This is a genomic window from Streptococcus sp. SN3 (genome assembly GCF_030439905.1).
Window position 1 is genome coordinate 1 of the sequence record NZ_JAQFJF010000013.1, and the last position, 23,222, is coordinate 23,222.

Below are 23,222 nucleotides of genomic sequence, written 5' to 3' on the forward strand. Positions count from 1 at the left end.
TGTCACCCTGCACTTGGTTCGTCTTGTTCAGTTTTCAAAGGGCTTTGTCTTTCGCGACAACTATATTAGTATATCACCTATACCACCAACCTGTCAATACCTTTTTCCAATTTTTTTTAAAAGTTTTCTAGAATTTTTTATGCATCAGAGGCTAGCCTCTATTAAAGAGAGGGAAGAAAAGCTTCCTCACCTAGTTGACGTGCTATTAAACCAGCTCTCGCCAGCTGAAGCAAAGTCTTTGTGAGTTCATAAATATGCTCTGTTTCACTTGCGGTCAACTCTTTTTTAGAGAACCTTCTTCTTAAAGCTTTGTAATCTCGACCTTCCTGTTGAAAGAAGGTAGCATTTTGTAAATAGGTTTTTACATTTTCCAGATTTTCTAAAATACCAAGATGAAAAGCAGCAGAAGAAAAGGTTTTATCAAAAGGTTGGGTACAGACACTCCGAAACTCTACTGTCCCCCGTGTCGTCAAATCTTGATACTGATAACTTCTGTGATTCTTGAAGTCTGCTTCCCTTGGAGTCAAGTTTGCTTTTTCGCCTGAAAGGTCATAAGCCTCAATAGTTTTCTGGCTCAAGTATTCATTAGCAGCTATCGGATAGAAATAGTAGGATTGACCATTTCGTTCGGCAGTAAAAAGTGCTGATCTATCAAGATATGCAAAAAATTCATCTTCAGTTTGAAAATCTTTCGAATTAACACCCGCATTTTCCTGTAAAATGCCATGCATCGATTGCTCCCAGAAAATATCTCGAGCGATTTTTGTATTCCAAGAAGAATCTGAAAACTCTGAATTGGCAAAGAGGTATGCCTTGGCAGCTTCAATTTGATTGAAGACATTGATAACAGTTAAATAATTTTCTCTTGAAACATCTAACTGCACCTGACTCCCACAAATAAAAGCACCATATTCTGGATAATTGTGCAGACCATCCATGTTCTTTCCCATAGCTAAATACTGCATCAGCATTTCATATCTTGGATACTTAACTGGACTATTATCATTTTCTGCCCAGAAAGGATGAATTCCTTTACCTTGAATTTCATGGTTTTCTTTGCGTAGAATTGCCTGAATAATGCTCAGATAGTTCTTAAAACGCTCTTCAACTTCTTGAATTCTGCTAGCCTTGGCAAAAGCAAATTCCAAAGTATTGTAAGAGACCTCAAAAAGAATTCTGTCTTCATTTTTAGTAGATTTCAGTTGAATGGGATTCCCGTCTCTGTCAAATCGTTCTGCCTCAAAATCATACTCTTCCAACAGACGTTTTAAGAGATTTTTTGCAACATTTGTATCAGTCGCTCCGCCCTGGCTATTGACAATAGGAAATTCTAACTCAATGCCAATGTATACCGTTGGATTTTCTTTGATATTCTTTAAATAGCGTTCTTTTAAAATTTGGATTGAATCCATCATTTCCATTTCCTATAAATTTTTGATAGTGTTAAAGTATTATAACAAAATTTCAGGTATTTTCCTAGCCTCATGCAAAAACGCCTGCTTACGAAATTGTTTTTGCCTTAAAAGCAATTTCGTAAACAAGCGTCTACCTATTATCAACTATATGATGAGTGTTCCCGCTAGGAAAAAATCCTAGCGGTAGACCAGAGCTAGACTAAGAATAGAACCTCTATTCCATCATCATAACACTCAACAAAGATTGATGATCTTATACTAATTCGATGATTGCCATTGGCGCAGCATCACCGCGGCGCGGTTCAGTTTTCAGGATACGAGTATATCCACCGTTGCGCTCTGCATAGCGTGGTGCAATCTCAGAGAACAATTTTTGAAGAGCAGTAGTTGTAGTATACTTTTCTGTTGCTTCATCATAGTTTTCTGATGCGATTTCATTGCGTACAAAAGCTGCAGCTTGACGACGAGCGTGCAAGTCTCCACGTTTGCCCAATGTAATCATTTTTTCAACTGTTTTACGGATTTCTTTAGCACGAGCTTCAGTTGTCACGATTGATTCGTTGATCAGCAAATCAGTAGTCAAATCGCGAAGCATTGCTTTACGTTGTGAGCTAGTGCGTCCTAGTTTACGGTAAGCCATGTATTCCTCCTTTATTTATCGTTTTTTAACCCCAGACCGAGATCAGCAAGTTTAACTTTTACTTCTTCTAGACTCTTACGTCCTAAGTTACGAACTTTCATCATTTCAGGCTCAGATTTTTCTGTTAAATCAAATACAGTATTGATACCTGCACGTTTCAAACAGTTGTATGAGCGAACTGACAAATCTAATTCTTCGATGGTCCGTTCCAAAATGCGGTCATCAGAAGTCTTTTCTGCTTCCTTCATAACATCTGCAGCGATAGCTACTTCTGTCAGGTTAGTGAAGAGATTCAAGTGTTCCGTAAGGATGCGGGCTGAAAGTCCCAAAGCATCTTCTGGAATAATTGTTCCATTCGTTAAAATTTCAAGGGTTAGTTTGTCAAAACCATCGTTGCTACCAACACGAGCTGGCTCAACCTGGTAATTAACTTTTGTCACTGGCGTATAGATGGAATCCACCGCAAGTGTTCCCACTGGTGCATCATCTTTCTTATTTTCATCTGCAGGCACATAACCACGACCGCTGTTGACAGTCATCGTTGCCTTAAAGCTTGCGCCTTCTCCGATTGTAAAGAGATAATGATCAGGGTTTATAATTTCAATATCACTGTCTGTCAAAATGTCTCCAGCAGTTACTTCTGCTGGTCCTTCAACATCCAGTTCAATAATCTTTTCGTCTTGGACGTAAGATTTTACAGCAATCCCTTTGACGTTCAGAATAATTTGCATCACGTCTTCACGGACACCGGAAATCGTATCAAACTCGTGCAAAACACCTTCAATATTAATTGAAGTAACGGCAGCACCTGGAAGTGAAGCCAAAAGCACACGGCGAAGAGAATTTCCCAATGTTGTACCATAGCCACGCTCAAGCGGCTCTACTACAAACTTGCCATAATCTTTATTTTCATCAATTTTTGTTATATTTGGTTTTTCAAACTCAATCATTTGCTATACTCCCTCTTAAACGAAAAGCAGTGTAACGGTTGGTGATTATACACGGCGACGTTTTGGAGGACGAGCACCATTGTGTGGTACAGGAGTCACATCACGAATAGCTGTTACTTCAAGACCAGCGGCAGCAAGAGCACGAATAGCAGACTCACGACCAGAACCTGGACCTTTTACAGTAACTTCAACTGATTTCAGACCGTGTTCCTGTGCAGATTTAGCAGCTGCTTCAGATGCCATTTGGGCAGCAAATGGTGTAGATTTACGAGAACCTTTAAATCCAAGAGCTCCAGCAGATGACCAAGCAATCGCGTTACCATGCACATCAGTAATCATAACAATAGTGTTATTAAATGTAGCGTGAATATGAGCAATACCGGATTCGATATTTTTCTTCACACGACGTTTACGTGTTGGTTTAGCCAAGACTTTTTACCTCCTTATATTATTTTTTCTTGCCTGCAATCGCAACAGCTTTACCTTTACGAGTGCGGGCGTTATTTTTAGTGTTTTGTCCACGGACAGGAAGTCCACGACGGTGACGGATTCCACGGTATGAACCGATTTCCATCAAACGTTTGATGTTCAAGTTTACTTCACGACGAAGGTCACCTTCAACTTTAATCGCATCTACTTCACGACGGATAGCGTCTTCTTGTTCGATTGTAAGATCTTTTACACGGATGTCTTCTGAAACCCCAGCAGATGCCAAGATTTTCTTAGAAGTTGGAAGTCCGATACCGTACACATAAGTCAGTGAAACGACTACACGTTTGTCATTTGGAATGTCAACTCCAGCAATACGAGCCATTTTTTCTCCTTTCTATCTTATCCTTGACGTTGTTTGTGTTTTGGATTTGCTGGGCAAATTACCATAACACGACCATTACGACGAATAACTTTGCAGTATTCGCAAATTGGTTTGACCGATGGTCTTACTTTCATTTTTTCCCTCCAAGTTTTTCGATTATTTAAAGCGGTATGTGATCCGTCCACGTGTCAAATCATAAGGACTCATTTCTACAGTCACACGGTCTCCCGCTAAAATACGAATATAGTTTTTACGAATTTTACCAGAAACTGTTGCTAAAATCTGATGTCCATTTTCAAGTTCAACCGTAAACATTGCATTAGGCATTGTATCAACTACCTTGCCTTCAACCTCAATCACATCGTCTTTTGCCACGCAAAAGTACCTCCATAAATTTCGATTTGATCCCTCTGAGCACAGAGGTAACAATTATAAGTCAGACTAATTCATTGTATCACTACTTGTCAAATATTGCAAGCAGGAAAAACGCTTTTATTTCAAATTTGTCAAGACTTTTTCGATAGCTGAGAAGACATCATTAATATCTTGATTTCCTTGAATATCATGGACCAAACCTTTGCTGCGATAGTGATCAATGATTGGTTGACCTTGTGCGATATTGACATTCAAACGACGTTTAACTGTCTCAGGCTTGTCATCTTCGCGCTGGTAATAATCCTCTTCCTTGTAGTCTGCTGGCGGATTGAAGACCTTGTGGAAGGTTTCACCTGTTTCACGATGGATAATCCGACCGCTCAAACGCTCCAGTAAACAATTAGGATCTACTTCTATATTGATAACGCCATCTAAAGCCAAATCAAGCTCTGCCAGAGTTTGGTCCAAGGCATTTGCTTGCTCAATCGTGCGCGGATAGCCATCCAAGAGGAAGCCTGTTTGCTTAATATCATCCTGACTCAAGCGCTCTTTGACAATGCCGTTTGTCACTTGGTCTGGAACCAACTCGCCCTTGTCAATATATGACTTGGCTAAAACGCCCATCTCTGTTTGGTTAGCAATCGCTGCACGGAACATATCTCCAGTTGAAATATGCGCAACATTGAAATGCTCAACGATTTTAGCAGCTTGAGTTCCTTTACCAGCACCTGGTAAGCCCATAATCAAAAGATTCATGATTGGTCTCCTTTTTTGTTTTTAAAGCAATCTATTAAACCGATTAATAAACTCGTTTAAAAACAAAATAGAAGGGGGTGAGTCTACTCTGTCCCCTTTTATTTTGTTTATTTTCGGTTCAAGAAAGGTTATCTGAACGGGCTTCTCATTAGAAAAGCTATTCAAAAAGTCCCTTACTCTGAAGTATCCATAAAGCCGACATACTTTCTCTTCAGCAGGTAGCCTTCTAGCTGTTTCATTCCCTCAATACCGGTTGAGATGATGATCAAGAGACTGGTTCCTCCAAGAGCAACGGCATCTGTCAATCCAAATACATCTTTAGCCAAAATAGGCAGGATAGAAATGAAACCTAAGAAGAGAGATCCAACTGTTGCCAAACGACGCAGCAGCTTAGACATATAGTCTTCTGTTCCTTTACCCGGACGAACACCTGGAATGTAGGCTCCGCTCTTTTGCAGATTTTCTGCTGTCTTCTCTGGATTAATCTGTACAAAAGTATAGAAGAATGTAAAGAGGACAATCAGGAAGGCGTACATGAACATACCACTAATGGTCGTTGTTGCCAAAAGTGACTGAGCTGTCTTAACCCAATCTGCGTCATAGCCCAAGGCACTGACAACTTGGAAAATCGCTGCCGGTGCAGCTGTAATCGAGCTGGCAAAGATTACTGGAATGACCCCAGCTGGATTGACTTTCAGTGGCAGATAGGAGCTAGAAGGTGCACCCTTCGCTACTTTCGTATACTGAACTGGAATTTTATATTCAGCCTGCTGTACAAAGGTTGTAAAGTAAATGATAAGCAGGACTGCCACAATCAGAATCCCTACAAAAATGAAGGATGAAGTCAAACGATTACTAGGGATATTGACAAAGTAATCTTCATAGATACCTTTAATCATATCAGGGATAGCTGAAACGATACCAGCAAAGATAATCATGGAAACGCCATTTCCGTAACCCTTGTCTGTAATCTGCTCACCTAGCCAAGTTACAATCATTGAACCAGTTGCTAGAAGAACGCAAATCAAAGCGTAGGTCTGAACATTAGGATTGGCAACCAGATTAGCTCTTGAGAGAGTATCAAAACCAGCAGTAATCCCAATTGCCTGCACAAAGGCCAAAACTAGGGCGATATAACGAGTCGCTTGATTCAGCTTCCTCCGTCCCACTTCCCCTTGCTTGCCCCACTCTACAAACTTCGGAAGCAAGTCCATTTGCAGCAGCTGAACAACGATCGAAGCTGTGATGTAAGGACTGACTCCAAGTGCAAAGACAGAGAAGTTGCGCATGGCGTTACCAGAGACCAAGCTCAGCATATTCAGGAATGGCAAATCATTCAAATTGCTTAAGGCTTTGGCATTAATCCCTGGAACCGTTATGGTTGTACCGATACGGAAAACTAAGATGATGAAAATCGTGAACAGAATCTTAGACCGTACCTGTTTGATTTTAAATGCGTCTTTTAATAGTTTGAAAAACATAGGTCACCTCGCTTAGATGACTTCCACTGAACCACCTTTAGCAGTGATAGCTTCTTCAGCTGATTTAGAGAATTTAGCTGCCTTAACAGTCAATTTCTTTGTCAATTCTCCGTTACCAAGAATCTTGATACCTGATTTTTCAGCTTTTACAATACCTGCTTCGATGAGAACAACTGGTGTTACTTCAGCGCCATCTTCAAAGGCGTTCAGTTGGTCAAGGTTAACAATCGCATATTCTTTGCGGTTGATGTTCAGGAAACCACGTTTTGGAAGACGACGGAACAATGGAGTTTGTCCACCTTCAAAACCAAGGCGAACGCCGCCACCGCTACGAGCTTTTTGACCTTTTTGACCACGGCCAGATGTTTTACCGTTACCAGATGATGTACCACGACCAACACGGTTGCGGACTTTACGAGAACCTGCAGCAGGTTGTAATTCATGAAGTTTCATTATATTATTTCTCCTCTTTTGTAAAATGCTAGCGCTCATATAGGAGAAAAGGTGTCTCCTATATAAACTCGCCTATACATATATTTAGTTTTAGGGGCTGAGAAAATCCCATCCCCTAACGTATTTTAATTTAAAGTTGTTAAACCAGCAAAGCTTATTTAACTTCTTCAACAGTTACCAAGTGTGATACTGCAGTAATCATACCGCGTACTGCTGGATTATCTTCTTTGATAACTGAGCTGTTCAATTTGCCAAGTCCAAGTGCTACAACAGTTTTACGTTGTGACGGGATGCGTCCGATTGGAGACTTAGTCAAAGTAATTTTAATTTGAGCCATGTTATCCCCTTTCTTATGCCAAGTCAGAAACTGAAATACCACGAAGGGCAGCAACTTCTTCAGCGCGTTTTAATTGTTTCAAACCTTCAACAGTTGCGCGAACGATGTTGATTGGAGTGTTAGAGCCAAGAGATTTAGATGTAACATCTGCTACACCTGCCAACTCGATGACGGCACGAACCGCGCCACCAGCAGCAACTCCAGAACCCTCAACAGCTGGCTTAAGCAATACTTTCGCTCCGCCAAATTCTGAAAGAACTTCGTGAGGAATTGTTGTGCCAACCATTGGTACTTCAATCAAATTCTTCTTCGCATCTTCAACTGCCTTGCGGATTGCTTCTGGTACTTCTTGAGCTTTACCAGTACCGAAGCCAACACGACCATTGCGATCACCAACAACTACAAGAGCTGCAAAGCGAAGACGACGTCCACCTTTAACAACTTTTGTAACACGGTTGATGGCAACTAAACGTTCTTCAAGTTCAACTGCGTTGTCTTTAAATGCCATTTTCTAGTGTCCTCCTCTTAGAATTTCAATCCGTTTTCACGAGCTGCATCAGCCAAAGCTTTTACACGTCCGTGATAGAGATATCCACCGCGGTCGAAGACGACTTCAGAAATACCTTTAGCAACTGCACGTTCAGCAACGAGCTTACCAACAACAACGGCTTGTTCTGTTTTAGTTCCTTTTGAAACTTCTTTGTCAAGAGTTGAAGCGCTTGCGAGCGTTACACCCGCTACGTCATCAATCACTTGAGCGTAGATGCCTGTATTAGAACGGAATACGTTCAAACGTGGGCGATCAGCAGTTCCAGAGAGTTTTCCGCGAACGCGACGGTGGCGTTTTTGGCGGATTTTATTTTTATCTGGTTTCGTAATCACAATTTTCACCTCTTAATTTTAATCTTGTGCTCATGCACAACCTTGGGAAACAGCTTGTTTGGCTGAAAAAATCAGCCAGACAAGATTATTTACCAGTTTTACCTTCTTTGCGGCGAACGAATTCACCAACGTAGCGGATACCTTTACCTTTGTATGGCTCTGGAGCACGCAGACTACGTACGTAAGCTGCAGTTTGTCCGACTACTTCTTTTGAAATTCCACTGACAACGATAGTTGTTGGGTTTGGAAGTTCAAAAGTGATGCCTTCTGGTGCTTCTACTTCGTCTGGATGAGATTTACCAACTGAAAGTACAAGCTTTTTGCCTTGAAGTTGTGCACGGTAACCAACCCCGCGCATTTCAAGTTCTTTCTTGAATCCTTCTGATACACCAACAACCATGTTGTTCAAAAGGGCACGAGTTGTTCCGTGGATTGTTTTCATTTCTTTTGAATCGTTTGGACGGTGAAGAGTTACTTCAGTTCCTTCCACACGGATTTCAATATCTTTTGAGAACTCACGAGTCAGTTCTCCTTTAGGTCCTTTTACAGTTACAACGTTGTCTTTGTTGCTGATCTCAACACCAGCAGGCAACACGATAACTTTATTACCAATACGTGACATGTATATATTCTCCTGTTAGATTGTCAGGCCGCAAGCGACCAGTTTTCACGGGGCTTAAATCGATTTCTCGATTTAAAGGAACATTTAGGTTTCAATTTCAAAGTGAATCTAGGAATCGTCTCGCAGGCATAACTTTGGGTTAGGCAAGAGACGATAACGAAGAGTCACAAAGAAATTGGGAACTAAATATTACCAAACGTAAGCGATAACCTCACCACCAACATTCTTTTGGCGTGCTTCTTTATCAGTCAGCAAGCCTTCAGATGTTGAAAGGATAGCAATTCCAAGTCCGTTCAGAACTTTTGGAAGATCTTCGCGTTTCTTGTAAACACGCAGACCTGGTTTTGAAACGCGTTTCAAACCAGTGATAACTTTTTCACCATTTTGTCCGTATTTAAGAAATACACGGATGATGCCTTGTTTGTCATCTTCGATGATTTCAACGTTTTTTACAAAACCTTCACGCTTCAGGATTTCAGCAATCCCTTTTTTGATGTTTGATGCAGGCACTTCAAGCACTTCGTGGTTTGCTTGGTTAGCATTACGGATACGTGTCAGAAAGTCTGCAATTGGGTCAGTCATAACCATTTTATATTTCTCCTCTTACTAGTAGTTTGCAAGCTGCACTTGCTAGTTAATGATTGAGCTAGGCTCAGATTGTATTGACACATTCGAACAAGATAACTCTTATTTGAACACGAGCTACAACCTGGGCAAAAAAGATAAATTTGTTTTGGAGCATCGCTCCTTCACCAAATTTCCTATTTTTGCTGTGGTTGTTACGCTCTTTTTATCATGATATTACCAAGATGCTTTGGTAACGCCAGGGATTTGTCCTTTGTATGCTAATTCACGGAAGCAAACACGGCAAAGTTTAAACTTGCGGTAAACGGAATGTGGACGGCCACATTTTTCACAACGAGTATAAGCTTGCGTAGAGAACTTAGCTGGGCGTTTGTTCTTAGCAATCATTGATTTTTTAGCCATTTGTTTTACCTCCTATATTATTTTGCAAAAGGCATTCCAAGGCCTGTAAGCAATTCGCGTGACTCTTCGTCAGTGTTAGCAGTTGTTACGATAACGATGTCAAGACCGCGAGTCTTATCAACGTCATCAAAGTTGATTTCTGGGAAGATCAATTGCTCTTTCACACCAAGTGTATAGTTTCCGCGTCCATCAAAAGATTTTGTTGGTACACCGTGGAAGTCACGAACACGTGGAAGAGAAACTGAAACCAATTTATCCAAGAATTCATACATACGTTCGCCACGAAGGGTTACTTTAGCACCGATCGCTACACCTTCACGAAGACGGAAGCCGGCGATTGATTTTTTAGCTTTAGTGATAAGTGGTTTTTGACCTGAGATAAGAGCCAATTCTTCAGCAGCTTTTTCAAGGTTTTTAGCGTTTGATACAGCGTCACCGACACCCATGTTCAAAACGATTTTATCCACTTTTGGCACAGCCATAACAGATGAGTAGTTGAACTTTTCAGTCAAAGCAGGAACTACTTCTTTAAGATATTTTTCTTTTAAACGATTTGCCATTATACTTCTCCTTTCCTTCGTGATTAGTCAAGCACTTCGCCCGATTTTTTATTGTAACGAACTTTTTTGCCGTCTACAAACTTGTAGCCAACACGTCCTGCAACACCATTTTTGTCAAGAACTTGAACGTTTGACACATGGATTGGTGCTTCTTTTTCCACGATAGCACCTTGAGGGTTTTCGTTATTTGGCTTTTGGTGTTTCTTAACGATGTTTACACCTTCAACAACAACTTTGTTTACTTTTGGAAGAGCTGTAACAACAAGCGCTTCAACACCCTTGTCTTTACCAGCAATTACGCGAACTTTGTCGCCTTTTTTTACAAACATTTATTTCTCCTCTTAATTCTTACGCCCATAGGGCACCCTGACTTTTGTCAGGGGACTGTGTTTGTTAATTTTTTGATTAAAGTACTTCTGGAGCCAATGATACGATCTTCATGAAGCCACCGTCACGCAATTCACGAGCAACTGGGCCGAAGATACGAGTTCCGCGAGGAGTTTTGTCTTCACGGATGATGACTGCAGCGTTTTCGTCAAATTTGATGTATGAACCATCTTTACGACGAGCACCTGATTTAGTACGAACGATAACAGCTTTTACAACGTCACCTTTCTTAACCGCACCACCAGGAGTAGCTTGTTTTACAGACGCAACGATTACATCACCGATGTTAGCGAACTTACGTCCTGAGCCACCAAGAACTTTGATCGTCAAGATTTCGCGAGCGCCGCTGTTGTCGGCAACTTTCAAACGAGTTTCTGTTTGAATCATTTAAGTTTTCTCCTTTCTGGTTTGATTAGATGATAACCGCTTCTTCAACGACTTCTACAAGACGGAAGCGTTTTGTAGCTGAAAGCGGACGAGTTTCCATGATACGAACGATATCGCCTTCTTTGGCAACATTGTTTTCGTCATGTGCTTTGTACTTCTTAGAGTAGTTAATACGTTTACCATAGACTGGGTGGTTACGTTTAGTTTCAACTACAACTGTGATTGTTTTGTCCATTTTGTCAGAAACAACGCGTCCGACAAGAACTTTACGATTATTGCGTTCCATTGAAATTCTCCTTCCCTAGTCTATTATTTAACTTCTGATTGAACAGTTTTAATACGAGCGATTTGTTTTTTCACTTCTTTCAAACGAGCTGTCTGCTCCAATTGGCCAGCAGCTGCTTGGAAACGAAGATCAAACAATTCTTTCTTCAATTCATTTTCACGCTTCGCGAGTTCTTCTTGAGAAAGACCACGAAGTTCTTTAACAAATTCTTTTACTTCATTAAGTTTCATGCCTTCTCCTTATTCTGCTTCACGTTTTACGAATTTACATTTAACTGGAAGTTTGTGGCTTGCAAGGCGAAGCGCTTCGCGAGCGATTTCTTCTGAAACGCCAGCAACTTCAAACATTACTTTGCCACGCTTAACTGGCGCAACCCAACCTTCTGGAGCACCTTTACCAGATCCCATCCGTACACCGATAGCTTTTGCAGTGTATGATTTGTGTGGGAAGATTTTAATCCAAACTTTACCACCACGCTTCATGTAACGAGTCATAGCGATACGGGCAGCTTCGATTTGGCGGTTAGTAATCCAGTGGCTAGTAGTTGCTTGAAGACCGTATTCTCCAAATGCTACTTCTTTTCCGCCTTTAGCTTCACCGCGCATTTTTCCACGGAATTCGCGACGGTGTTTAACACGTTTAGGTACTAACATTGGTTATTTACCTCCTTTAGTGTTTTTACGAGCTGGAAGGACTTCTCCACGGTAGATCCAGACTTTAACACCCAGTTTACCGTAAGTAGTATCAGCTTCTTCCCAAGCGTAATCGATATCCGCACGAAGAGTGTGAAGCGGAACAGTTCCCTCAGAGTAACCTTCGCTGCGGGCAATATCTGCACCGTTCAAACGACCTGATACTTGAGTTTTGATTCCCTTAGCTCCTGCACGCATTGTACGTTGGATAGCTTGTTTTTGAGCACGACGGAAAGCAACACGCTGCTCAAGCTGGCGAGCAATTCCTTCACCAACCAGGTGCGCATCCAAGTCAGGACGCTTGATTTCGATGATGTTGATGTGGACTTGTTTTCCAGTCAATTTGTTGAGTTTTGCACGGAGTGCATCAACGTTTGCTCCACCTTTACCGATAACCATACCTGGTTTAGCAGTGTGAAGAGAAACGTTTACTTTGTTTACTGCGCGCTCAATTTCAATAGTTGAAATCGCTGCGTCAGCCAATTCTTTTTGAACGAATTTACGGATTGCAAGATCTTCATGAAGGTAATCCGCGTATTCTTTTTCAGCATACCATTTGGCATCCCAATCACGGATGATGCCGACACGCATACCAATTGGATGTACTTTTTGACCCACGATGTTACCTCCTTATTTTTCTGCAACGACCACAGTGATGTGGCTTGTGCGTTTGTTGATTGGTGAAGCTGAACCTTTAGCGCGCGGACGGAAACGTTTCATAGTTGGTCCTTCGTTTGCGAAAGCTTCAGATACTACCAAGTTTGCTTTTTCCAAACCAAAGTTGTTTTCAGCATTAGCGATTGCAGAGTTCAAAACTTTTTCGATAATGCCAGCAGCTTTGTTTGGAGTGAATTTCAAGATTGCGATTGCGTCAGCGACGTTTTTACCACGAATATTGTCAAGAACCAGACGAGATTTACGAGGTGAAACACGCACTGTACGAGCCATTGCTTTAGCTGAAGTAATTTCTGCCATTTATGTTCTCCTTATTTTCTACGTGTTTTCTTGTCGTCTGCAGCGTGACCTTTGTAAGTACGAGTTGGCGCAAATTCACCAAGCTTGTGACCTACCATGTCTTCCTGGATGTAAACAGGTACGTGTTTACGTCCGTCATAAACTGCGATTGTGTAACCAATGAAACTTGGGAAGATCGTTGAACGACGTGACCAAGTTTTGATGACTTTTTTCTTTTCGTCGTTAGCTTGAGCTTCAACTTTCTTCATCAGATGCTCATCGACGAAAGGTCCTTTTTTAAGACTGCGTCCCATTTTATATTTTCTCCTTTAAATAAGTACCACAGCGGCCTGCGCTGACTAAGCAGCGCTACCGAGCTGGCGGATAGATTGTTTTAAATTATTTCTCGTTGCGACGACGAACGATAAGTTTGTCAGATTTCGCTTTTTTGTTACGAGTTTTAAGTCCAAGAGCAGGTTTGCCCCATGGAGTAGATGGCGCTTTACGACCAACTGGTGCTTTACCTTCACCACCACCGTGTGGGTGATCGTTAGGGTTCATTACAGAACCGCGAACTGTTGGGCGGATACCTTTCCAACGGCTACGTCCTGCTTTACCAAGGTTTACAAGTCCATGTTGTTCGTTTCCGACAACACCAACTGTAGCGCGGCAAGTACCAAGAATCATACGAACTTCGCCTGATTGAAGACGAACAAGAGTGTACTTACCTTCTTGACCCAATACTTGAGCAGAAGCTCCAGCAGCACGAACCAATTCTCCACCACGGCCTGGTTTCAACTCAATGTTGTGAACCAAAGTACCAACTGGGATGTTAGCTAGCGGAAGAGCGTTTCCGACTTTGATATCTGCTTCAGGACCTGAAACGATACGTTGACCAACTTCAAGACCTTTAGGAGCGATGATATAAGCCTTCACACCGTCAGTGTAGTGAACCAAAGCGATGTTTGCTGAACGATTTGGATCATACTCGATTGTTTTTACAACTGCTTCAACAGCGTCTTTGTTACGCTTGAAGTCAATCAAACGGTAGTGACGCTTGTGGCCGCCACCTTGGTGACGAACAGTGATGCGACCGTTGTTATTACGACCAGCCTTGCTCTTCAAAGAAACAAGCAAAGATTTTTCTGGAGTGCTGGTAGTGATTTCAGCGAAATCCAAAGAAGTCATATTACGGCGACCGTTTGTTGTTGGTTTATAAACACGAATTCCCACGATATTTCCTCCTTAGATTATTCTTCTTCTGCACCGAACAACTCGATTGCTTTAGAATCAGCTGTCAGTGTTACGATAGCTTTTTTAGTTTTGTTTGTAAAACCAGTGTAGCGTCCAACGCGTTTTGCTTTTGGTTTTACATTGATAGTGTTAACGTTAGCAACCTTAACTCCTTCAAAAGCAGCTTCAACAGCTTGCTTAATCAAGAGTTTGTGAGCGCGAGTGTCCACTTCAAATACGTATTTGCCTGCTTCGTACTGAGCCATTGAACCTTCAGTGATAACAGGTTTTTTGATTACGTCGTACAAATTCATTATGCAAGAACCTCCTCAATTTTAGAGATAGCTGCCTGAGTAACCAGAAGTTTATCGCTGTTTACGATGTCCAGAACGCTTGCAGTTGTTGCAGTTGCAACTTTCACGTTTGGAAGGTTGCGAGCTGAAAGTGCAGCGAATTCGTTTCCTTCTTCAAGGATAACAAGGACTTTCGTATCGATGCTCAGTGCAGCAAGCACTTTTGCAAACTCAGCAGTTTTTGGAGCTGTAAATGAAAGGCTGTCTACAGCTACGAATTTGTTTTCAGCAACTTTTTCAGAGTAAACTGATTTCAATGCCAATCTACGAACTTTACGTGGAAGTTTGTAAGCATATGAACGAGGAGTTGGACCGAATACGATACCACCACCACGCCATTGTGGAGAGCGGATAGAACCTTGACGAGCACGTCCAGTTCCTTTTTGACGCCATGGTTTGCGTCCGCCGCCTGATACTGCAGAACGGTTTTTAACAGCGTGAGTTCCTTGACGAAGGCTAGCGCGTTGGCTGATGATAACATCAAAGACAACTGATTCATTTGGCTCAATACCAAAGACCGCATCGTTCAGAACTACTTCACCAGCTTCTTTACCAGTTTGGTCAAATAATTTTACGTTTGCCATTGTGACTGATTTCCCCTTTCTTTATTATTTACCAGCTTTAACTGCTGACTTGATAGTGATAAGAGATTTCTTAGCACCTGGTACGTTACCTTTAATCAGGATAACGTTCTTCTCTGGAACAACCTGTACGATTTCAAGGTTTTGAATCGTTACACGGTTACCGCCCATACGTCCAGCCAAGCGTTTGTTTTTGAACACGCGGTTTGGCGCAACTGGTCCCATTGAACCAGGACGACGGTGGTAACGTGAACCGTGAGCCATTGGACCACGAGATTGGCCGTGGCGTTTGATAACACCTTGGAAACCTTTACCTTTTGAAGTTCCTGTTACATCAACAACATCACCAGCTTCGAATGTATCGACAGTGATTTCTGCTCCTACTTCCAAGCCTTCAATGTTTTTGAATTCACGAATGAAGCGCTTAGGAGCTGTGTTAGCTTTCGCTACATGGCCTTTGGCAGGTTTGTTGCTCAATACGTCACGAAGGTCATCAAAACCAACTTGAACTGCGTTGTAACCATCTGTTTCAACTGTTTTAACTTGAAGAACAACGTTTGGAGCTGCTTCAACAACAGTTACAGGGATTAATTCGCCAGCTTCAGTGAAGATTTGAGTCATTCCCACTTTTTTCCCTAAGATTCCTTTTGTCATGAGAAAATGTTTCCTTTTCTATATTTTTTTCAAAAAGTTTTTAACGAGCGTTTTTCATGCTCTGGTTTAGATCAAGCTTTAGATTAAAGTTTAATCTCTACGTTCACACCACTTGGAAGATCCAATTTCATCAAAGCGTCAACTGTTTTTTGAGTTGGATTGATGATGTCGATCAAACGTTTGTGAGTACGCATTTCAAATTGTTCGCGAGAGTCTTTATATTTGTGAGTCGCACGAATGATTGTGTAGAGGCTGCGCTCAGTTGGAAGTGGGATTGGACCCGCAACTTCAGCACCAGTACGAGTAGCAGTTTCTACGATTTTTGCAGCCGCTGTATCAAGTGTACGATGTTCGTAAGCTTTCAAACGGATGCGGATTTTTTTGTTTGCCATCTTTTTCTCCTTTTCGTCTATTTAAGATAATAGGCTAGCTCCACAAGAAAACCGACAGGCGATTGCGTGGCAATGCAACCGAGCGTGTCGCAACCTCTTGCATCAAAGCTACACACTGTATTTTTACAGCACCATAGTATCTTAACACAAAGAACCAGTCATTGCAAGGGATTTGAGTAATTTTTTAATGATTTTTAGGATAATTTTTTATGAAAGTGTTTTCTAAATAATTTATAAGTCTTGTAAATCATTATAGAGAAGAAAATTTAGATTTTTAACCTATTTATTCGAGTTTGTATTCAGAAAATACAAAATCCCACTGACGCACATCAGTGAGATTAGAAACGAAAATTTACCCTTGGCTACTTTGTTTTATAACAAGGGACTGTCCTTTTCGATACGAAAGCTATTGCCCGACTGGCAGATGACAAGGCCGGCAGCTGCTAAATAGGGCTGATAAAAGTGTATATATTGCTCTCGCCTAGCTAGATGCGTCTGCTTTATCCAATCTGGCCTGCGCTCTCGCACAGCCACATCTCTTGCCAAGCGGCGCTCTAACTCAGTCTGGTCGTCCGTGTAAAAGCAAATCGACAAATCAAACAAACTTTCAGGCAAAAAGGCAGCCGACATACCTTCTACTATCAGAATAGGCTTTTGGGCTGATAATCGCAAGCTAGGCGACCAAGCTGTGCCAATGGTCAGAATATCCAGACCAGACTGCAAGGCACAAATATCTCGCTCCAGACTACTCAGTTCATGAACAGCTGGGATACAAGCCGTTACTTTTTGATGAGGAAAATCTTTGGAACTGAGCAAATCTCGATAGTCTCCAGCAATTACATACGGATCTGTTGCAAGTAAATTAGCTCGTTCCTCACCCAAGGCTAGCTGGAGTTTGCGAGCAAAAGTTGACTTGCCCGAAGCTCCATGACCGTAAATACGCAGGGTGTGGTGTTGGTCGTCTGACAGATAAGCTGTCAATCTTTTCAGCAATTTCTCTTCATCAGACATAGCTTCCCCTTTCAAATGGAGTTTCTTAGAAATTTCGGCTGGATTTATTGTAGCCGTAGCGCTCAATAAAGTCTTCACGGAATTCCAGCAAGTTGTCATCCATGATGGCTTGGCGAACCTTCTTCATAAGGTTTACCAAGAAGTAGAGGTTGTGATAGCTGGTCAGGCGGATGCCGAAGGTCTCGTCCGCTTTGAGCAAGTGGCGGATATAGGCCCGCGTGTAGTTGGTACATGTGTAGCAGTCACAGTTTTGGTCAAGCGGCGTGAAATCTTCCTCAAACTGAGCGTTTTTAACAACTAGACGTCCTTCGCTGGTCATACAGGTACCATTTCGGGCAATCCGAGTCGGCAGGACGCAGTCAAACATATCCACACCACGTATAACCCCATCAATCAAGCTATCTGGCGCTCCAACTCCCATGAGATAGCGGGGTTTGTTTTCAGGCAGCATAGGCGTTGTGAAGTCCAGCACTGCATTCATCTCTTCGTGGGACTCACCAACAGCCAGTCCTCCAATAGAGTAGCCTGGAAAATCCATGCTGACCAAGTCTTGAGCAGACTGACGACGCAAATCTTCAAATCCAGCACCCTGAACAATCCCAAAGAGACCTTGGTCGTGTGGACGGCTGTGGGCCTTGAGGCCACGCTCTGCCCAACGACTAGTCCGCTCAATGGACTTCTTGACATAGTCATAGGGTTGGTAGAACTGCGGGCACTCATCAAAAGACATCATAATGTCACTGCCCAGATTGTTCTGGATGGAGATGGCCTTTTCTGGTGACAGGAACATTTTGGAACCATTGAGGTGGTTCTTGAAAGTTACTCCTTCTTCTGTGATATTGCGGCTGTCAGCTAGAGAATAGACCTGAAAACCACCGCTATCCGTCAGAATTGGCTGATCCCAGTTCATGAACTTGTGCAAGCCACCTGCACGAGCAATCAGCTCATCGCCCGGCCGCAGCCAGAGGTGGTAAGTATTGGACAAGATGATACCAGAACCCATTTGCTTGAGCTCTTCTGGTGACTGGGTCTTGACCGTCGCCTGGGTACCAACCGGCATAAACATAGGCGTTGGAAAAGTCCCGTGAGGCGTGATAATTTCCCCCAAACGAGCACCTGTATGCTTTTCTTTTTTAATCAAACGATATTGAATCGGTGATGTTGACATGTTTCCTCCTGCTGGGAAAAACAGTCCCAGCGATTTTTCTTCTATATAATGAGCAGCAAGGGCTCACAAGATACCGTATGATTTTACCAAAAAAACTTCTATCTGTCACGGGGTATGATATAATGTAACAGACAAATCCAAATGGAGGAATTATGAATCTAAGCAACATCAGAGCTCAGGCTCGTACCGTCCGCAGCCAAACGAGAGGGATTTTTCTTTTGTTTGCGGCCCCAACTCTTGTCAGCATCCTCAGCATCTTACTTTCCCTTAATGACAATCTAAGAGATTCCATTCCCAGCCTAACTTTTAGCCAGTCCATCTATCTTCTCATTAGCAAAAATCTTTTCCCAACAACCATCCAGTTTATCTTGACCTTGCTACTGCTTTCTGCCAGCTATACCATGATGAAGGTCCTTCGTAAGACAAAGGATGACGTTGGTTTTTCAGATATTGGCCAGCTTTTCACCAGCAAGACTTTCACTCCAGTCTTCAAGACGGTTTTGCTCAAGCAGCTGCTGATTTTTCTTTGGAATATTCCTATGTTCTGCGGAAGTCTCCTAGCAATCTTTAATGCTTATAAAATTCTCTCTATTTCGGAAAAAATCCCAGCCAATACGGTGGTGACGGCTCAAAGTGCTGTAGGCCAGCAGATTCTTCAATACACCCCTGGTATGTTACTGGGAACCCTCTTGATATTCACTGGCTTAGGTATTGCCATCCCTCAGTACTATGCCTATGCTCAAGCAGAGTTCATCCTCTATGACCAGCTTGAGGCTGGGAGTTACCAGGGAGCTTTCTATGCTATCCGTCAAAGCCGGAAGCTAATGAAAGGCTATAAAGGAAAGCTTTTTATGCTTAATCTGAGCTTCATCGGCTGGAATTTATTGGCCAGATTAACTTACGGCTTGCTGAATTTTATAGTTCTCCCTTATACAGCGACTGCTTACATTCTCTTCTACGAAGAGTTGAAAAAAGAAAAAACAATCTCAAAAGAAAACAACCCACAGGCACAGGACTCCTTGTCCTAAGCTTGTGAGTTGTTTTTTTATTTACTATTGTAGTCTTTCTTGTCAAGGGCAGAGCAGATTTTATCAAAGGCTGCCTCTAGTGAATCCTCATCTGTGAAAAAGGCTTCCTCTTCCCAGCCCAAGAAGTCTCTGTCTTTCCACCAGCGCTTCATGTCGGCTGGGGTAAATTCTTCTTGTTTAGCTCTGGTCTGATGGCGACGGACTGTTTCTTCAAAGGATAGGTCATAGTAGTAAGCAAAGACCTGCGGAGCGAAGATTTTTTTCAACCGTTCTAGCATCTGTCCGTAAATATCTGTCTCATAAAATCCTTCTACCAGAACTAGCAAATCATGCTCGTAGCCGAAGCGAGCCAGTGTTTCCGTCAGGTCAATAGATAAATTCCCTGGCTCAACTTTTTCCTTGAGCATGTCCCGTCTAACCGTATCTTGCGATATCAGGAGAGTCCCTCGGCCGTAGTGAGTCTGCAGTTTCCCAGCGAGACTAGACTTGCCAGAGCCGGAATTTCCACGAATGATAACTAACTCGGCCATCTTATTCGCCCAGAATCAAGCGTGTATGCTCGCGTTTAATGCAGCGGTCCATGACAATGTCGTCCCGACCAGCTGTCCGCAAAATCTGCTCAGCCTCCTCACTCTCCAAGCCCAACTGAGCCCAGAAAATCTTGGCATCCGACTGCAGAAAATCAAGTGCCACATCCGGCAAAAACTCACTGCGACGGTATACATCGACAATATCCACCGGAAAAGGAATGTCTTTAAGACTGGCATAAACAGTCTCACCAAAAATCTGACTGCCCGCTGCCCGCGGATTGATAGGGATAATGCGATAGCCCCGATCTTGCATCTCTTTGGACACACGGTTACTGGTCGTTTCTTCACGGTCAGACAGTCCGACAACAGCAATCACTTTGCTGTTTTTCAAATAATGTTTGACGATGGCATCACTGGGATTTTGAAAATGATAAGTCATAGGCTTCCTCCTCATTCATAATAAAGTTGGATAGTTTTGTAGTATTTGCGTATTAACTGAATCTGGGCTAAAACCTTGGAAAATAGATAATCCGTTCTAGGAGCATCGCTCCTTCGTCCGGATTCCTAATTTGCAGTCGGTTTTGACGCTCTTTGTATCTTGTTTTACTTCGCCTCGTACCAAGTTTGGCCGGCATTTTCATCAGCCACTAATGGAACGGCCAATTCAATCGCAGCTTCCATGGTTTCTTTGACCAGCTGGCGGACGGCTGTTAGTTCGTCATTTGGCACTTCCAGCACGATTTCATCGTGCACCTGCAAGAGCATGCGAGAATTGAAATTCTTCTCAGTCAGAGCTCGATCCAGATTAATCATAGCGACTTTGAGAATGTCTGCGGCGGAGCCTTGGATCGGGCTGTTAATGGCTGTGCGCTCCGCAAAATTTCGGATGTTAAAGTTGCGGGAATTGATGTCCGGCAAGGAGCGGCGGCGATGATAAATGGTCTCTACATAGCCTTTATCACGCGCTTCGCGAACGATGGTTTCCATATAATTCTTGATACCAGGGAAACGCTCAAAATAGGTCTCAATGTAGTCCTTGGCAGCCTTGCGGGAAATTCCCAAATTATTGGCCAGTCCGAAGTCGGAAATTCCATAAACTACTCCGAAGTTGACAGCCTTGGCATTACGGCGGTCATTAGGTGTCACATCCTCTGCCTTTTCAATACCAAAGACCCGCATGGCTGTAGCCGTGTGAATGTCTTCTCCATGCTGAAAGGCAGCAATCAAATGCTCGTCCTTAGAAATGTGAGCCAGCACCCGCAACTCAATCTGGGAATAATCCGAGCTAAGTAGCACACTGTCTGCCCACTCTGGCACAAAAGCCTTGCGAATGAGGCGCCCCTGCTCCAAACGAACGGGGATATTCTGCAGGTTCGGGTCAACCGAGGACAGACGGCCCGTCTGGGTCAAATCCTGAACATAGCGAGTGTGAATCTTGCCGTCAGCCGCAATCGCCTCCTGCAGTCCGATGATATAAGTGGACTGCAGCTTGCTGATTTGACGGTATTCCAAAATCTTAGACACAATCGGTGCAATGGGAGCTAGACGCTCCAGCACGTCAACCGCTGTCGAGTAGCCCGTCTTGGTCTTTTTGGTGTACTCCAGCGGCAACCCCATATCTTCAAAGAGAATGGTTCCCAACTGTTTCGGCGAGTTAATATTAAACTCCTGACCAGCCAGATCATAAATCTCCTGAGTCAGACTTTCCAGCGTCTTTTCATTTTCCGCCTGCATGCCCTGCAGGGTTTCCCGCTCAACCTTGATCCCCGCAATCTCCATCTTGGCTAGGACAAAGGCCAGCGGCTGCTCCATTTCAAGCAACAAATCCAGCTGATCGTGGGCGCGAAGCTGTTCTTGCATAGGTTCTTCTGTTTCCAGCAGTACTTGGATCTTACGAGCTAGATGCTTAAAGAGCTGCTCTTGCTCCGGCAAAGCGCGCTTGGCTCCCTTGCCATAAACCTCGTCATCCGTCGGCAGAATTGTTTGGCCGTAGAGGCGAGCAATAGTCACCAGCTCATTATCCTCGACTGTCGAAAGCAGATACTTGGCTAGGCGCGCATCAAAGGCTGCTGCCGGCAGTTCAATGCCGTAATGACTGAGCAGTACCTTAGTCCGCTTGAGATCGTAGGTTTTCAGAGCTGTTTTTGTCAAAAACTCCTGAAAGAGAGGCTGCTGCAGTAAATCGCTGGAACCGACATAAATCTGACGACTATCTCCCCAGGCAAGACCGACAATCTCTTCCTTGTGGTAGTTGTCACCCAAGATTTCAAAATAGAAGAACTGCTCTGGTGCCAGCATATCTGCTGTCACCTCAGTCACTTTGGTAAATTCAATTGGTTTGACTTCTACCGGCTCTTGACTAGTCCCTAGCTGAGCCTTGAGCTGCTTGAAGCCCATCTCGTCATAGAACTTGCTCAGAGCCTCTACCTGCGGACCCTTATAAACCAAATCATCCAGTCCGATTTCAATCGGAGCCCGAGTATTGATAGTAGCTAGAGTTTTAGATAAAAAGGCCTTGTCCTTGTCATTGATCAGATTTTCCTTCATCTTGGAAGCCTTGAGCTGGTCAATGTTTTCATAGAGATTTTCCAAAGAACCATACTCCAAGAGGAGCTTGAGACCAGTCTTCTCACCAATCTTGGTCACACCAGGGATATTATCTGACTGATCGCCCATCAGCGCCTTGAGGTCAATGAACTGCTCTGGTGTGATGCCCATCTTTTCCATGAGGTAGGCTGGGGTAAACTCCTCAAACTCAGCCACGCCTTTCTTGGAAATCTCCACCACGGTATTATCATCCGTCAGCTGAATCAAATCTTTATCGCCACTGACAATGGTCACATCGTAAGGCACAGCTGTCTTTTCAGCCATCTTGTCCAAGGTTCCGATGATGTCATCCGCCTCATACTGAGCCAAGTCATAGAAGTGAATGCCTAGGTGCTGCAGCATTTCACGGATAAAGGGCAGCTGCTCACGAAACTCATCCGGTGTCTTGGCCCGACCAGCCTTATAGTCGGCGTACATCTCGGTCCGGAAGGTCGTCTTGCCAGCATCAAAAGCTACCAGGACATGAGTCGGCTGCACGCGCTCCAAGAGATGATTGAGCATGAGGTGGAAGCCATAAATGGCATTGGTATGCAGGCCCGATGGACTCTTGAAACGGTCAATTTGATTATAAAGCGCAAAAAAAGCGCGAAAAGCAACGGACGAGCCGTCGATTAATAATAATTTGTTCTTTTTTTCCATAGGTTTATTATAACACGAAAGACGGACAAAGACAGAAACAGCGGTGTG

General features: G+C 43.1%; 36 protein-coding genes. 1 reads left to right on the top strand and 35 read right to left on the bottom strand.

All coding sequences use genetic code 11. The features are described from left to right. Nucleotides 1-161: 161 nt before the first annotated feature. The 32 genes from PCY71_RS14425 to tgt all read right to left on the bottom strand — a co-directional run bounded on the left by PCY71_RS14425 (nt 162) and on the right by tgt (nt 18,370). Nucleotides 162-1,421, bottom strand: a complete 1,260-nt coding sequence (locus PCY71_RS14425) for a glutamate-cysteine ligase family protein (RefSeq protein WP_002908225.1) — start codon at nt 1,419-1,421, stop codon at nt 162-164. Between the two features lie 247 nt (nt 1,422-1,668). Continuing rightward, nucleotides 1,669-2,055, bottom strand: coding sequence for a 50S ribosomal protein L17 (gene rplQ / locus PCY71_RS14430; RefSeq protein ID WP_002894521.1), 387 nt, complete (start codon nt 2,053-2,055; stop codon nt 1,669-1,671). An 11-nt stretch (nt 2,056-2,066) separates the two neighbouring features. Further along, nucleotides 2,067-3,005, bottom strand: coding sequence for a DNA-directed RNA polymerase subunit alpha (locus PCY71_RS14435; protein ID WP_002894519.1), 939 nt, complete (start codon nt 3,003-3,005; stop codon nt 2,067-2,069). Nucleotides 3,006-3,050: 45 nt separating this feature from the next. Then, nucleotides 3,051-3,434 carry a 30S ribosomal protein S11 gene (gene rpsK / locus PCY71_RS14440; protein WP_001118385.1) on the bottom strand — a complete coding sequence of 128 codons (384 nt, stop codon included), beginning with the start codon at nt 3,432-3,434 and terminating at the stop codon, nt 3,051-3,053. A gap of 19 nt (nt 3,435-3,453) precedes the next feature. Further along, entirely contained in the window at nt 3,454-3,819 is a 366-nt protein-coding gene (gene rpsM / locus PCY71_RS14445) for a 30S ribosomal protein S13 (RefSeq protein ID WP_301412805.1), read from the bottom strand. Between the two features lie 17 nt (nt 3,820-3,836). Further along, entirely contained in the window at nt 3,837-3,953 is a 117-nt protein-coding gene (rpmJ, locus tag PCY71_RS14450) for a 50S ribosomal protein L36 (RefSeq protein ID WP_001808836.1), read from the bottom strand. A 22-nt stretch (nt 3,954-3,975) separates the two neighbouring features. Then, on the bottom strand, nt 3,976-4,194 hold the full coding sequence (gene infA / locus PCY71_RS14455) for a translation initiation factor IF-1 (RefSeq protein WP_001029883.1): 219 nt from the start codon (nt 4,192-4,194) through the stop codon (nt 3,976-3,978). A 117-nt stretch (nt 4,195-4,311) separates the two neighbouring features. Then, a complete protein-coding gene (locus PCY71_RS14460) occupies nt 4,312-4,950 on the bottom strand; it encodes an adenylate kinase (protein WP_301412806.1) in 639 nt (212 codons plus the stop codon). A gap of 173 nt (nt 4,951-5,123) precedes the next feature. Continuing rightward, the gene (gene secY, locus PCY71_RS14465; protein WP_111676779.1) at nt 5,124-6,431 is read right to left on the bottom strand and encodes a preprotein translocase subunit SecY; all 1,308 of its coding nucleotides are present in this window, start codon (nt 6,429-6,431) and stop codon (nt 5,124-5,126) included. A gap of 12 nt (nt 6,432-6,443) precedes the next feature. Further along, nucleotides 6,444-6,884: a 50S ribosomal protein L15 gene (gene rplO, locus PCY71_RS14470; RefSeq protein ID WP_002901833.1), complete on the bottom strand. Its 441-nt coding sequence runs from the start codon at nt 6,882-6,884 to the stop codon at nt 6,444-6,446. Nucleotides 6,885-7,038: 154 nt separating this feature from the next. Beyond that, on the bottom strand, nt 7,039-7,221 hold the full coding sequence (gene rpmD, locus PCY71_RS14475; RefSeq protein ID WP_002894509.1) for a 50S ribosomal protein L30: 183 nt from the start codon (nt 7,219-7,221) through the stop codon (nt 7,039-7,041). 13 nt (nt 7,222-7,234) lie between these two features. Continuing rightward, a complete protein-coding gene (gene rpsE, locus PCY71_RS14480) occupies nt 7,235-7,729 on the bottom strand; it encodes a 30S ribosomal protein S5 (protein WP_002894506.1) in 495 nt (164 codons plus the stop codon). 17 nt (nt 7,730-7,746) lie between these two features. Next, on the bottom strand, nt 7,747-8,103 hold the full coding sequence (gene rplR / locus PCY71_RS14485; RefSeq protein WP_009659213.1) for a 50S ribosomal protein L18: 357 nt from the start codon (nt 8,101-8,103) through the stop codon (nt 7,747-7,749). Between the two features lie 85 nt (nt 8,104-8,188). Continuing rightward, the gene (rplF, locus tag PCY71_RS14490; RefSeq protein WP_002894503.1) at nt 8,189-8,725 is read right to left on the bottom strand and encodes a 50S ribosomal protein L6; all 537 of its coding nucleotides are present in this window, start codon (nt 8,723-8,725) and stop codon (nt 8,189-8,191) included. 189 nt (nt 8,726-8,914) lie between these two features. Further along, entirely contained in the window at nt 8,915-9,313 is a 399-nt protein-coding gene (gene rpsH, locus PCY71_RS14495; RefSeq protein ID WP_002899666.1) for a 30S ribosomal protein S8, read from the bottom strand. 213 nt (nt 9,314-9,526) lie between these two features. Beyond that, entirely contained in the window at nt 9,527-9,712 is a 186-nt protein-coding gene (locus tag PCY71_RS14500; protein WP_001085697.1) for a type Z 30S ribosomal protein S14, read from the bottom strand. A 17-nt stretch (nt 9,713-9,729) separates the two neighbouring features. Then, nucleotides 9,730-10,272, bottom strand: coding sequence for a 50S ribosomal protein L5 (rplE, locus tag PCY71_RS14505; protein ID WP_002894499.1), 543 nt, complete (start codon nt 10,270-10,272; stop codon nt 9,730-9,732). A gap of 23 nt (nt 10,273-10,295) precedes the next feature. Then, the gene (gene rplX / locus PCY71_RS14510) at nt 10,296-10,601 is read right to left on the bottom strand and encodes a 50S ribosomal protein L24 (protein WP_002894497.1); all 306 of its coding nucleotides are present in this window, start codon (nt 10,599-10,601) and stop codon (nt 10,296-10,298) included. A 76-nt stretch (nt 10,602-10,677) separates the two neighbouring features. Next, nucleotides 10,678-11,046, bottom strand: a complete 369-nt coding sequence (gene rplN, locus PCY71_RS14515; protein ID WP_002894494.1) for a 50S ribosomal protein L14 — start codon at nt 11,044-11,046, stop codon at nt 10,678-10,680. A gap of 25 nt (nt 11,047-11,071) precedes the next feature. Further along, on the bottom strand, nt 11,072-11,332 hold the full coding sequence (gene rpsQ, locus PCY71_RS14520) for a 30S ribosomal protein S17 (protein WP_000440801.1): 261 nt from the start codon (nt 11,330-11,332) through the stop codon (nt 11,072-11,074). A 23-nt stretch (nt 11,333-11,355) separates the two neighbouring features. Beyond that, nucleotides 11,356-11,562: a 50S ribosomal protein L29 gene (gene rpmC, locus PCY71_RS14525; protein WP_002894488.1), complete on the bottom strand. Its 207-nt coding sequence runs from the start codon at nt 11,560-11,562 to the stop codon at nt 11,356-11,358. Between the two features lie 9 nt (nt 11,563-11,571). Next, on the bottom strand, nt 11,572-11,985 hold the full coding sequence (rplP, locus tag PCY71_RS14530; RefSeq protein ID WP_000960948.1) for a 50S ribosomal protein L16: 414 nt from the start codon (nt 11,983-11,985) through the stop codon (nt 11,572-11,574). 3 nt (nt 11,986-11,988) lie between these two features. Continuing rightward, entirely contained in the window at nt 11,989-12,642 is a 654-nt protein-coding gene (gene rpsC / locus PCY71_RS14535) for a 30S ribosomal protein S3 (protein WP_002894486.1), read from the bottom strand. A 12-nt stretch (nt 12,643-12,654) separates the two neighbouring features. Continuing rightward, nucleotides 12,655-12,999: a 50S ribosomal protein L22 gene (gene rplV / locus PCY71_RS14540; protein ID WP_002894484.1), complete on the bottom strand. Its 345-nt coding sequence runs from the start codon at nt 12,997-12,999 to the stop codon at nt 12,655-12,657. Between the two features lie 11 nt (nt 13,000-13,010). Beyond that, the gene (gene rpsS / locus PCY71_RS14545; protein ID WP_000533766.1) at nt 13,011-13,292 is read right to left on the bottom strand and encodes a 30S ribosomal protein S19; all 282 of its coding nucleotides are present in this window, start codon (nt 13,290-13,292) and stop codon (nt 13,011-13,013) included. A gap of 85 nt (nt 13,293-13,377) precedes the next feature. After that, nucleotides 13,378-14,211, bottom strand: a complete 834-nt coding sequence (rplB, locus tag PCY71_RS14550; RefSeq protein WP_002894482.1) for a 50S ribosomal protein L2 — start codon at nt 14,209-14,211, stop codon at nt 13,378-13,380. 17 nt (nt 14,212-14,228) lie between these two features. Further along, nucleotides 14,229-14,525, bottom strand: coding sequence for a 50S ribosomal protein L23 (locus PCY71_RS14555; protein WP_002894481.1), 297 nt, complete (start codon nt 14,523-14,525; stop codon nt 14,229-14,231). After that, the gene (rplD, locus tag PCY71_RS14560) at nt 14,525-15,148 is read right to left on the bottom strand and encodes a 50S ribosomal protein L4 (protein ID WP_002894480.1); all 624 of its coding nucleotides are present in this window, start codon (nt 15,146-15,148) and stop codon (nt 14,525-14,527) included. The genes PCY71_RS14555 and rplD overlap by 1 nt, the downstream gene beginning before the upstream one ends. Before the next feature lie 24 nt (nt 15,149-15,172). Then, complete coding sequence (rplC, locus tag PCY71_RS14565) at nt 15,173-15,799, bottom strand: 50S ribosomal protein L3 (RefSeq protein WP_002894479.1); 627 nt, start codon at nt 15,797-15,799, stop codon at nt 15,173-15,175. A gap of 83 nt (nt 15,800-15,882) precedes the next feature. Further along, nucleotides 15,883-16,191 carry a 30S ribosomal protein S10 gene (gene rpsJ / locus PCY71_RS14570; RefSeq protein WP_002894478.1) on the bottom strand — a complete coding sequence of 103 codons (309 nt, stop codon included), beginning with the start codon at nt 16,189-16,191 and terminating at the stop codon, nt 15,883-15,885. Between the two features lie 372 nt (nt 16,192-16,563). Further along, nucleotides 16,564-17,202, bottom strand: coding sequence for a uridine kinase (locus PCY71_RS14575; RefSeq protein WP_049544050.1), 639 nt, complete (start codon nt 17,200-17,202; stop codon nt 16,564-16,566). A gap of 25 nt (nt 17,203-17,227) precedes the next feature. After that, complete coding sequence (gene tgt / locus PCY71_RS14580) at nt 17,228-18,370, bottom strand: tRNA guanosine(34) transglycosylase Tgt (protein ID WP_061595401.1); 1,143 nt, start codon at nt 18,368-18,370, stop codon at nt 17,228-17,230. Nucleotides 18,371-18,522: 152 nt separating this feature from the next. Between tgt and PCY71_RS14585 the strand changes: the two genes are divergently transcribed. Next, on the top strand, nt 18,523-19,398 hold the full coding sequence (locus tag PCY71_RS14585) for a DUF975 family protein (RefSeq protein WP_002927287.1): 876 nt from the start codon (nt 18,523-18,525) through the stop codon (nt 19,396-19,398). Nucleotides 19,399-19,415: 17 nt separating this feature from the next. Here PCY71_RS14585 and PCY71_RS14590 read toward each other — a convergent pair whose 3' ends face one another. The 3 genes from PCY71_RS14590 to polA form a co-directional block, all read right to left on the bottom strand. Then, the gene (locus tag PCY71_RS14590; RefSeq protein ID WP_002927288.1) at nt 19,416-19,928 is read right to left on the bottom strand and encodes a kinase; all 513 of its coding nucleotides are present in this window, start codon (nt 19,926-19,928) and stop codon (nt 19,416-19,418) included. Between the two features lies 1 nt (nt 19,929). After that, on the bottom strand, nt 19,930-20,367 hold the full coding sequence (locus PCY71_RS14595) for a CoA-binding protein (RefSeq protein ID WP_032908046.1): 438 nt from the start codon (nt 20,365-20,367) through the stop codon (nt 19,930-19,932). 164 nt (nt 20,368-20,531) lie between these two features. Further along, nucleotides 20,532-23,174, bottom strand: coding sequence for a DNA polymerase I (gene polA / locus PCY71_RS14600; RefSeq protein ID WP_301412807.1), 2,643 nt, complete (start codon nt 23,172-23,174; stop codon nt 20,532-20,534). Nucleotides 23,175-23,222: the final 48 nt, after the last annotated feature.

What these genes read in the sequence shown, in the direction of transcription:
- PCY71_RS14425 (WP_002908225.1), bottom strand. Translation starts at nt 1,421, where the DNA reads ATGGAAATGATGGATTCAATCCAAATTTTAAAAGAACGCTATTTAAAG.
- rplQ (WP_002894521.1), bottom strand. Translation starts at nt 2,055, where the DNA reads ATGGCTTACCGTAAACTAGGACGCACTAGCTCACAACGTAAAGCAATG.
- PCY71_RS14435 (WP_002894519.1), bottom strand. Translation starts at nt 3,005, where the DNA reads ATGATTGAGTTTGAAAAACCAAATATAACAAAAATTGATGAAAATAAA.
- rpsM (WP_301412805.1), bottom strand. Translation starts at nt 3,819, where the DNA reads ATGGCTCGTATTGCTGGAGTTGACATTCCAAATGACAAACGTGTAGTC.
- rpmJ (WP_001808836.1), bottom strand. Translation starts at nt 3,953, where the DNA reads ATGAAAGTAAGACCATCGGTCAAACCAATTTGCGAATACTGCAAAGTT.
- PCY71_RS14460 (WP_301412806.1), bottom strand. Translation starts at nt 4,950, where the DNA reads ATGAATCTTTTGATTATGGGCTTACCAGGTGCTGGTAAAGGAACTCAA.
- secY (WP_111676779.1), bottom strand. Translation starts at nt 6,431, where the DNA reads ATGTTTTTCAAACTATTAAAAGACGCATTTAAAATCAAACAGGTACGG.
- rplO (WP_002901833.1), bottom strand. Translation starts at nt 6,884, where the DNA reads ATGAAACTTCATGAATTACAACCTGCTGCAGGTTCTCGTAAAGTCCGC.
- rpmD (WP_002894509.1), bottom strand. Translation starts at nt 7,221, where the DNA reads ATGGCTCAAATTAAAATTACTTTGACTAAGTCTCCAATCGGACGCATC.
- rpsE (WP_002894506.1), bottom strand. Translation starts at nt 7,729, where the DNA reads ATGGCATTTAAAGACAACGCAGTTGAACTTGAAGAACGTTTAGTTGCC.
- rplF (WP_002894503.1), bottom strand. Translation starts at nt 8,725, where the DNA reads ATGTCACGTATTGGTAATAAAGTTATCGTGTTGCCTGCTGGTGTTGAG.
- rpsH (WP_002899666.1), bottom strand. Translation starts at nt 9,313, where the DNA reads ATGGTTATGACTGACCCAATTGCAGACTTTCTGACACGTATCCGTAAT.
- PCY71_RS14500 (WP_001085697.1), bottom strand. Translation starts at nt 9,712, where the DNA reads ATGGCTAAAAAATCAATGATTGCTAAGAACAAACGCCCAGCTAAGTTC.
- rplE (WP_002894499.1), bottom strand. Translation starts at nt 10,272, where the DNA reads ATGGCAAATCGTTTAAAAGAAAAATATCTTAAAGAAGTAGTTCCTGCT.
- rplX (WP_002894497.1), bottom strand. Translation starts at nt 10,601, where the DNA reads ATGTTTGTAAAAAAAGGCGACAAAGTTCGCGTAATTGCTGGTAAAGAC.
- rplN (WP_002894494.1), bottom strand. Translation starts at nt 11,046, where the DNA reads ATGATTCAAACAGAAACTCGTTTGAAAGTTGCCGACAACAGCGGCGCT.
- rpsQ (WP_000440801.1), bottom strand. Translation starts at nt 11,332, where the DNA reads ATGGAACGCAATAATCGTAAAGTTCTTGTCGGACGCGTTGTTTCTGAC.
- rpmC (WP_002894488.1), bottom strand. Translation starts at nt 11,562, where the DNA reads ATGAAACTTAATGAAGTAAAAGAATTTGTTAAAGAACTTCGTGGTCTT.
- rplP (WP_000960948.1), bottom strand. Translation starts at nt 11,985, where the DNA reads ATGTTAGTACCTAAACGTGTTAAACACCGTCGCGAATTCCGTGGAAAA.
- rplV (WP_002894484.1), bottom strand. Translation starts at nt 12,999, where the DNA reads ATGGCAGAAATTACTTCAGCTAAAGCAATGGCTCGTACAGTGCGTGTT.
- rpsS (WP_000533766.1), bottom strand. Translation starts at nt 13,292, where the DNA reads ATGGGACGCAGTCTTAAAAAAGGACCTTTCGTCGATGAGCATCTGATG.
- PCY71_RS14555 (WP_002894481.1), bottom strand. Translation starts at nt 14,525, where the DNA reads ATGAATTTGTACGACGTAATCAAAAAACCTGTTATCACTGAAGGTTCA.
- rplD (WP_002894480.1), bottom strand. Translation starts at nt 15,148, where the DNA reads ATGGCAAACGTAAAATTATTTGACCAAACTGGTAAAGAAGCTGGTGAA.
- rplC (WP_002894479.1), bottom strand. Translation starts at nt 15,799, where the DNA reads ATGACAAAAGGAATCTTAGGGAAAAAAGTGGGAATGACTCAAATCTTC.
- rpsJ (WP_002894478.1), bottom strand. Translation starts at nt 16,191, where the DNA reads ATGGCAAACAAAAAAATCCGCATCCGTTTGAAAGCTTACGAACATCGT.
- PCY71_RS14575 (WP_049544050.1), bottom strand. Translation starts at nt 17,202, where the DNA reads ATGTCTGATGAAGAGAAATTGCTGAAAAGATTGACAGCTTATCTGTCA.
- tgt (WP_061595401.1), bottom strand. Translation starts at nt 18,370, where the DNA reads ATGTCAACATCACCGATTCAATATCGTTTGATTAAAAAAGAAAAGCAT.
- PCY71_RS14585 (WP_002927287.1), top strand. Translation starts at nt 18,523, where the DNA reads ATGAATCTAAGCAACATCAGAGCTCAGGCTCGTACCGTCCGCAGCCAA.
- PCY71_RS14590 (WP_002927288.1), bottom strand. Translation starts at nt 19,928, where the DNA reads ATGGCCGAGTTAGTTATCATTCGTGGAAATTCCGGCTCTGGCAAGTCT.
- PCY71_RS14595 (WP_032908046.1), bottom strand. Translation starts at nt 20,367, where the DNA reads ATGACTTATCATTTTCAAAATCCCAGTGATGCCATCGTCAAACATTAT.
- polA (WP_301412807.1), bottom strand. Translation starts at nt 23,174, where the DNA reads ATGGAAAAAAAGAACAAATTATTATTAATCGACGGCTCGTCCGTTGCT.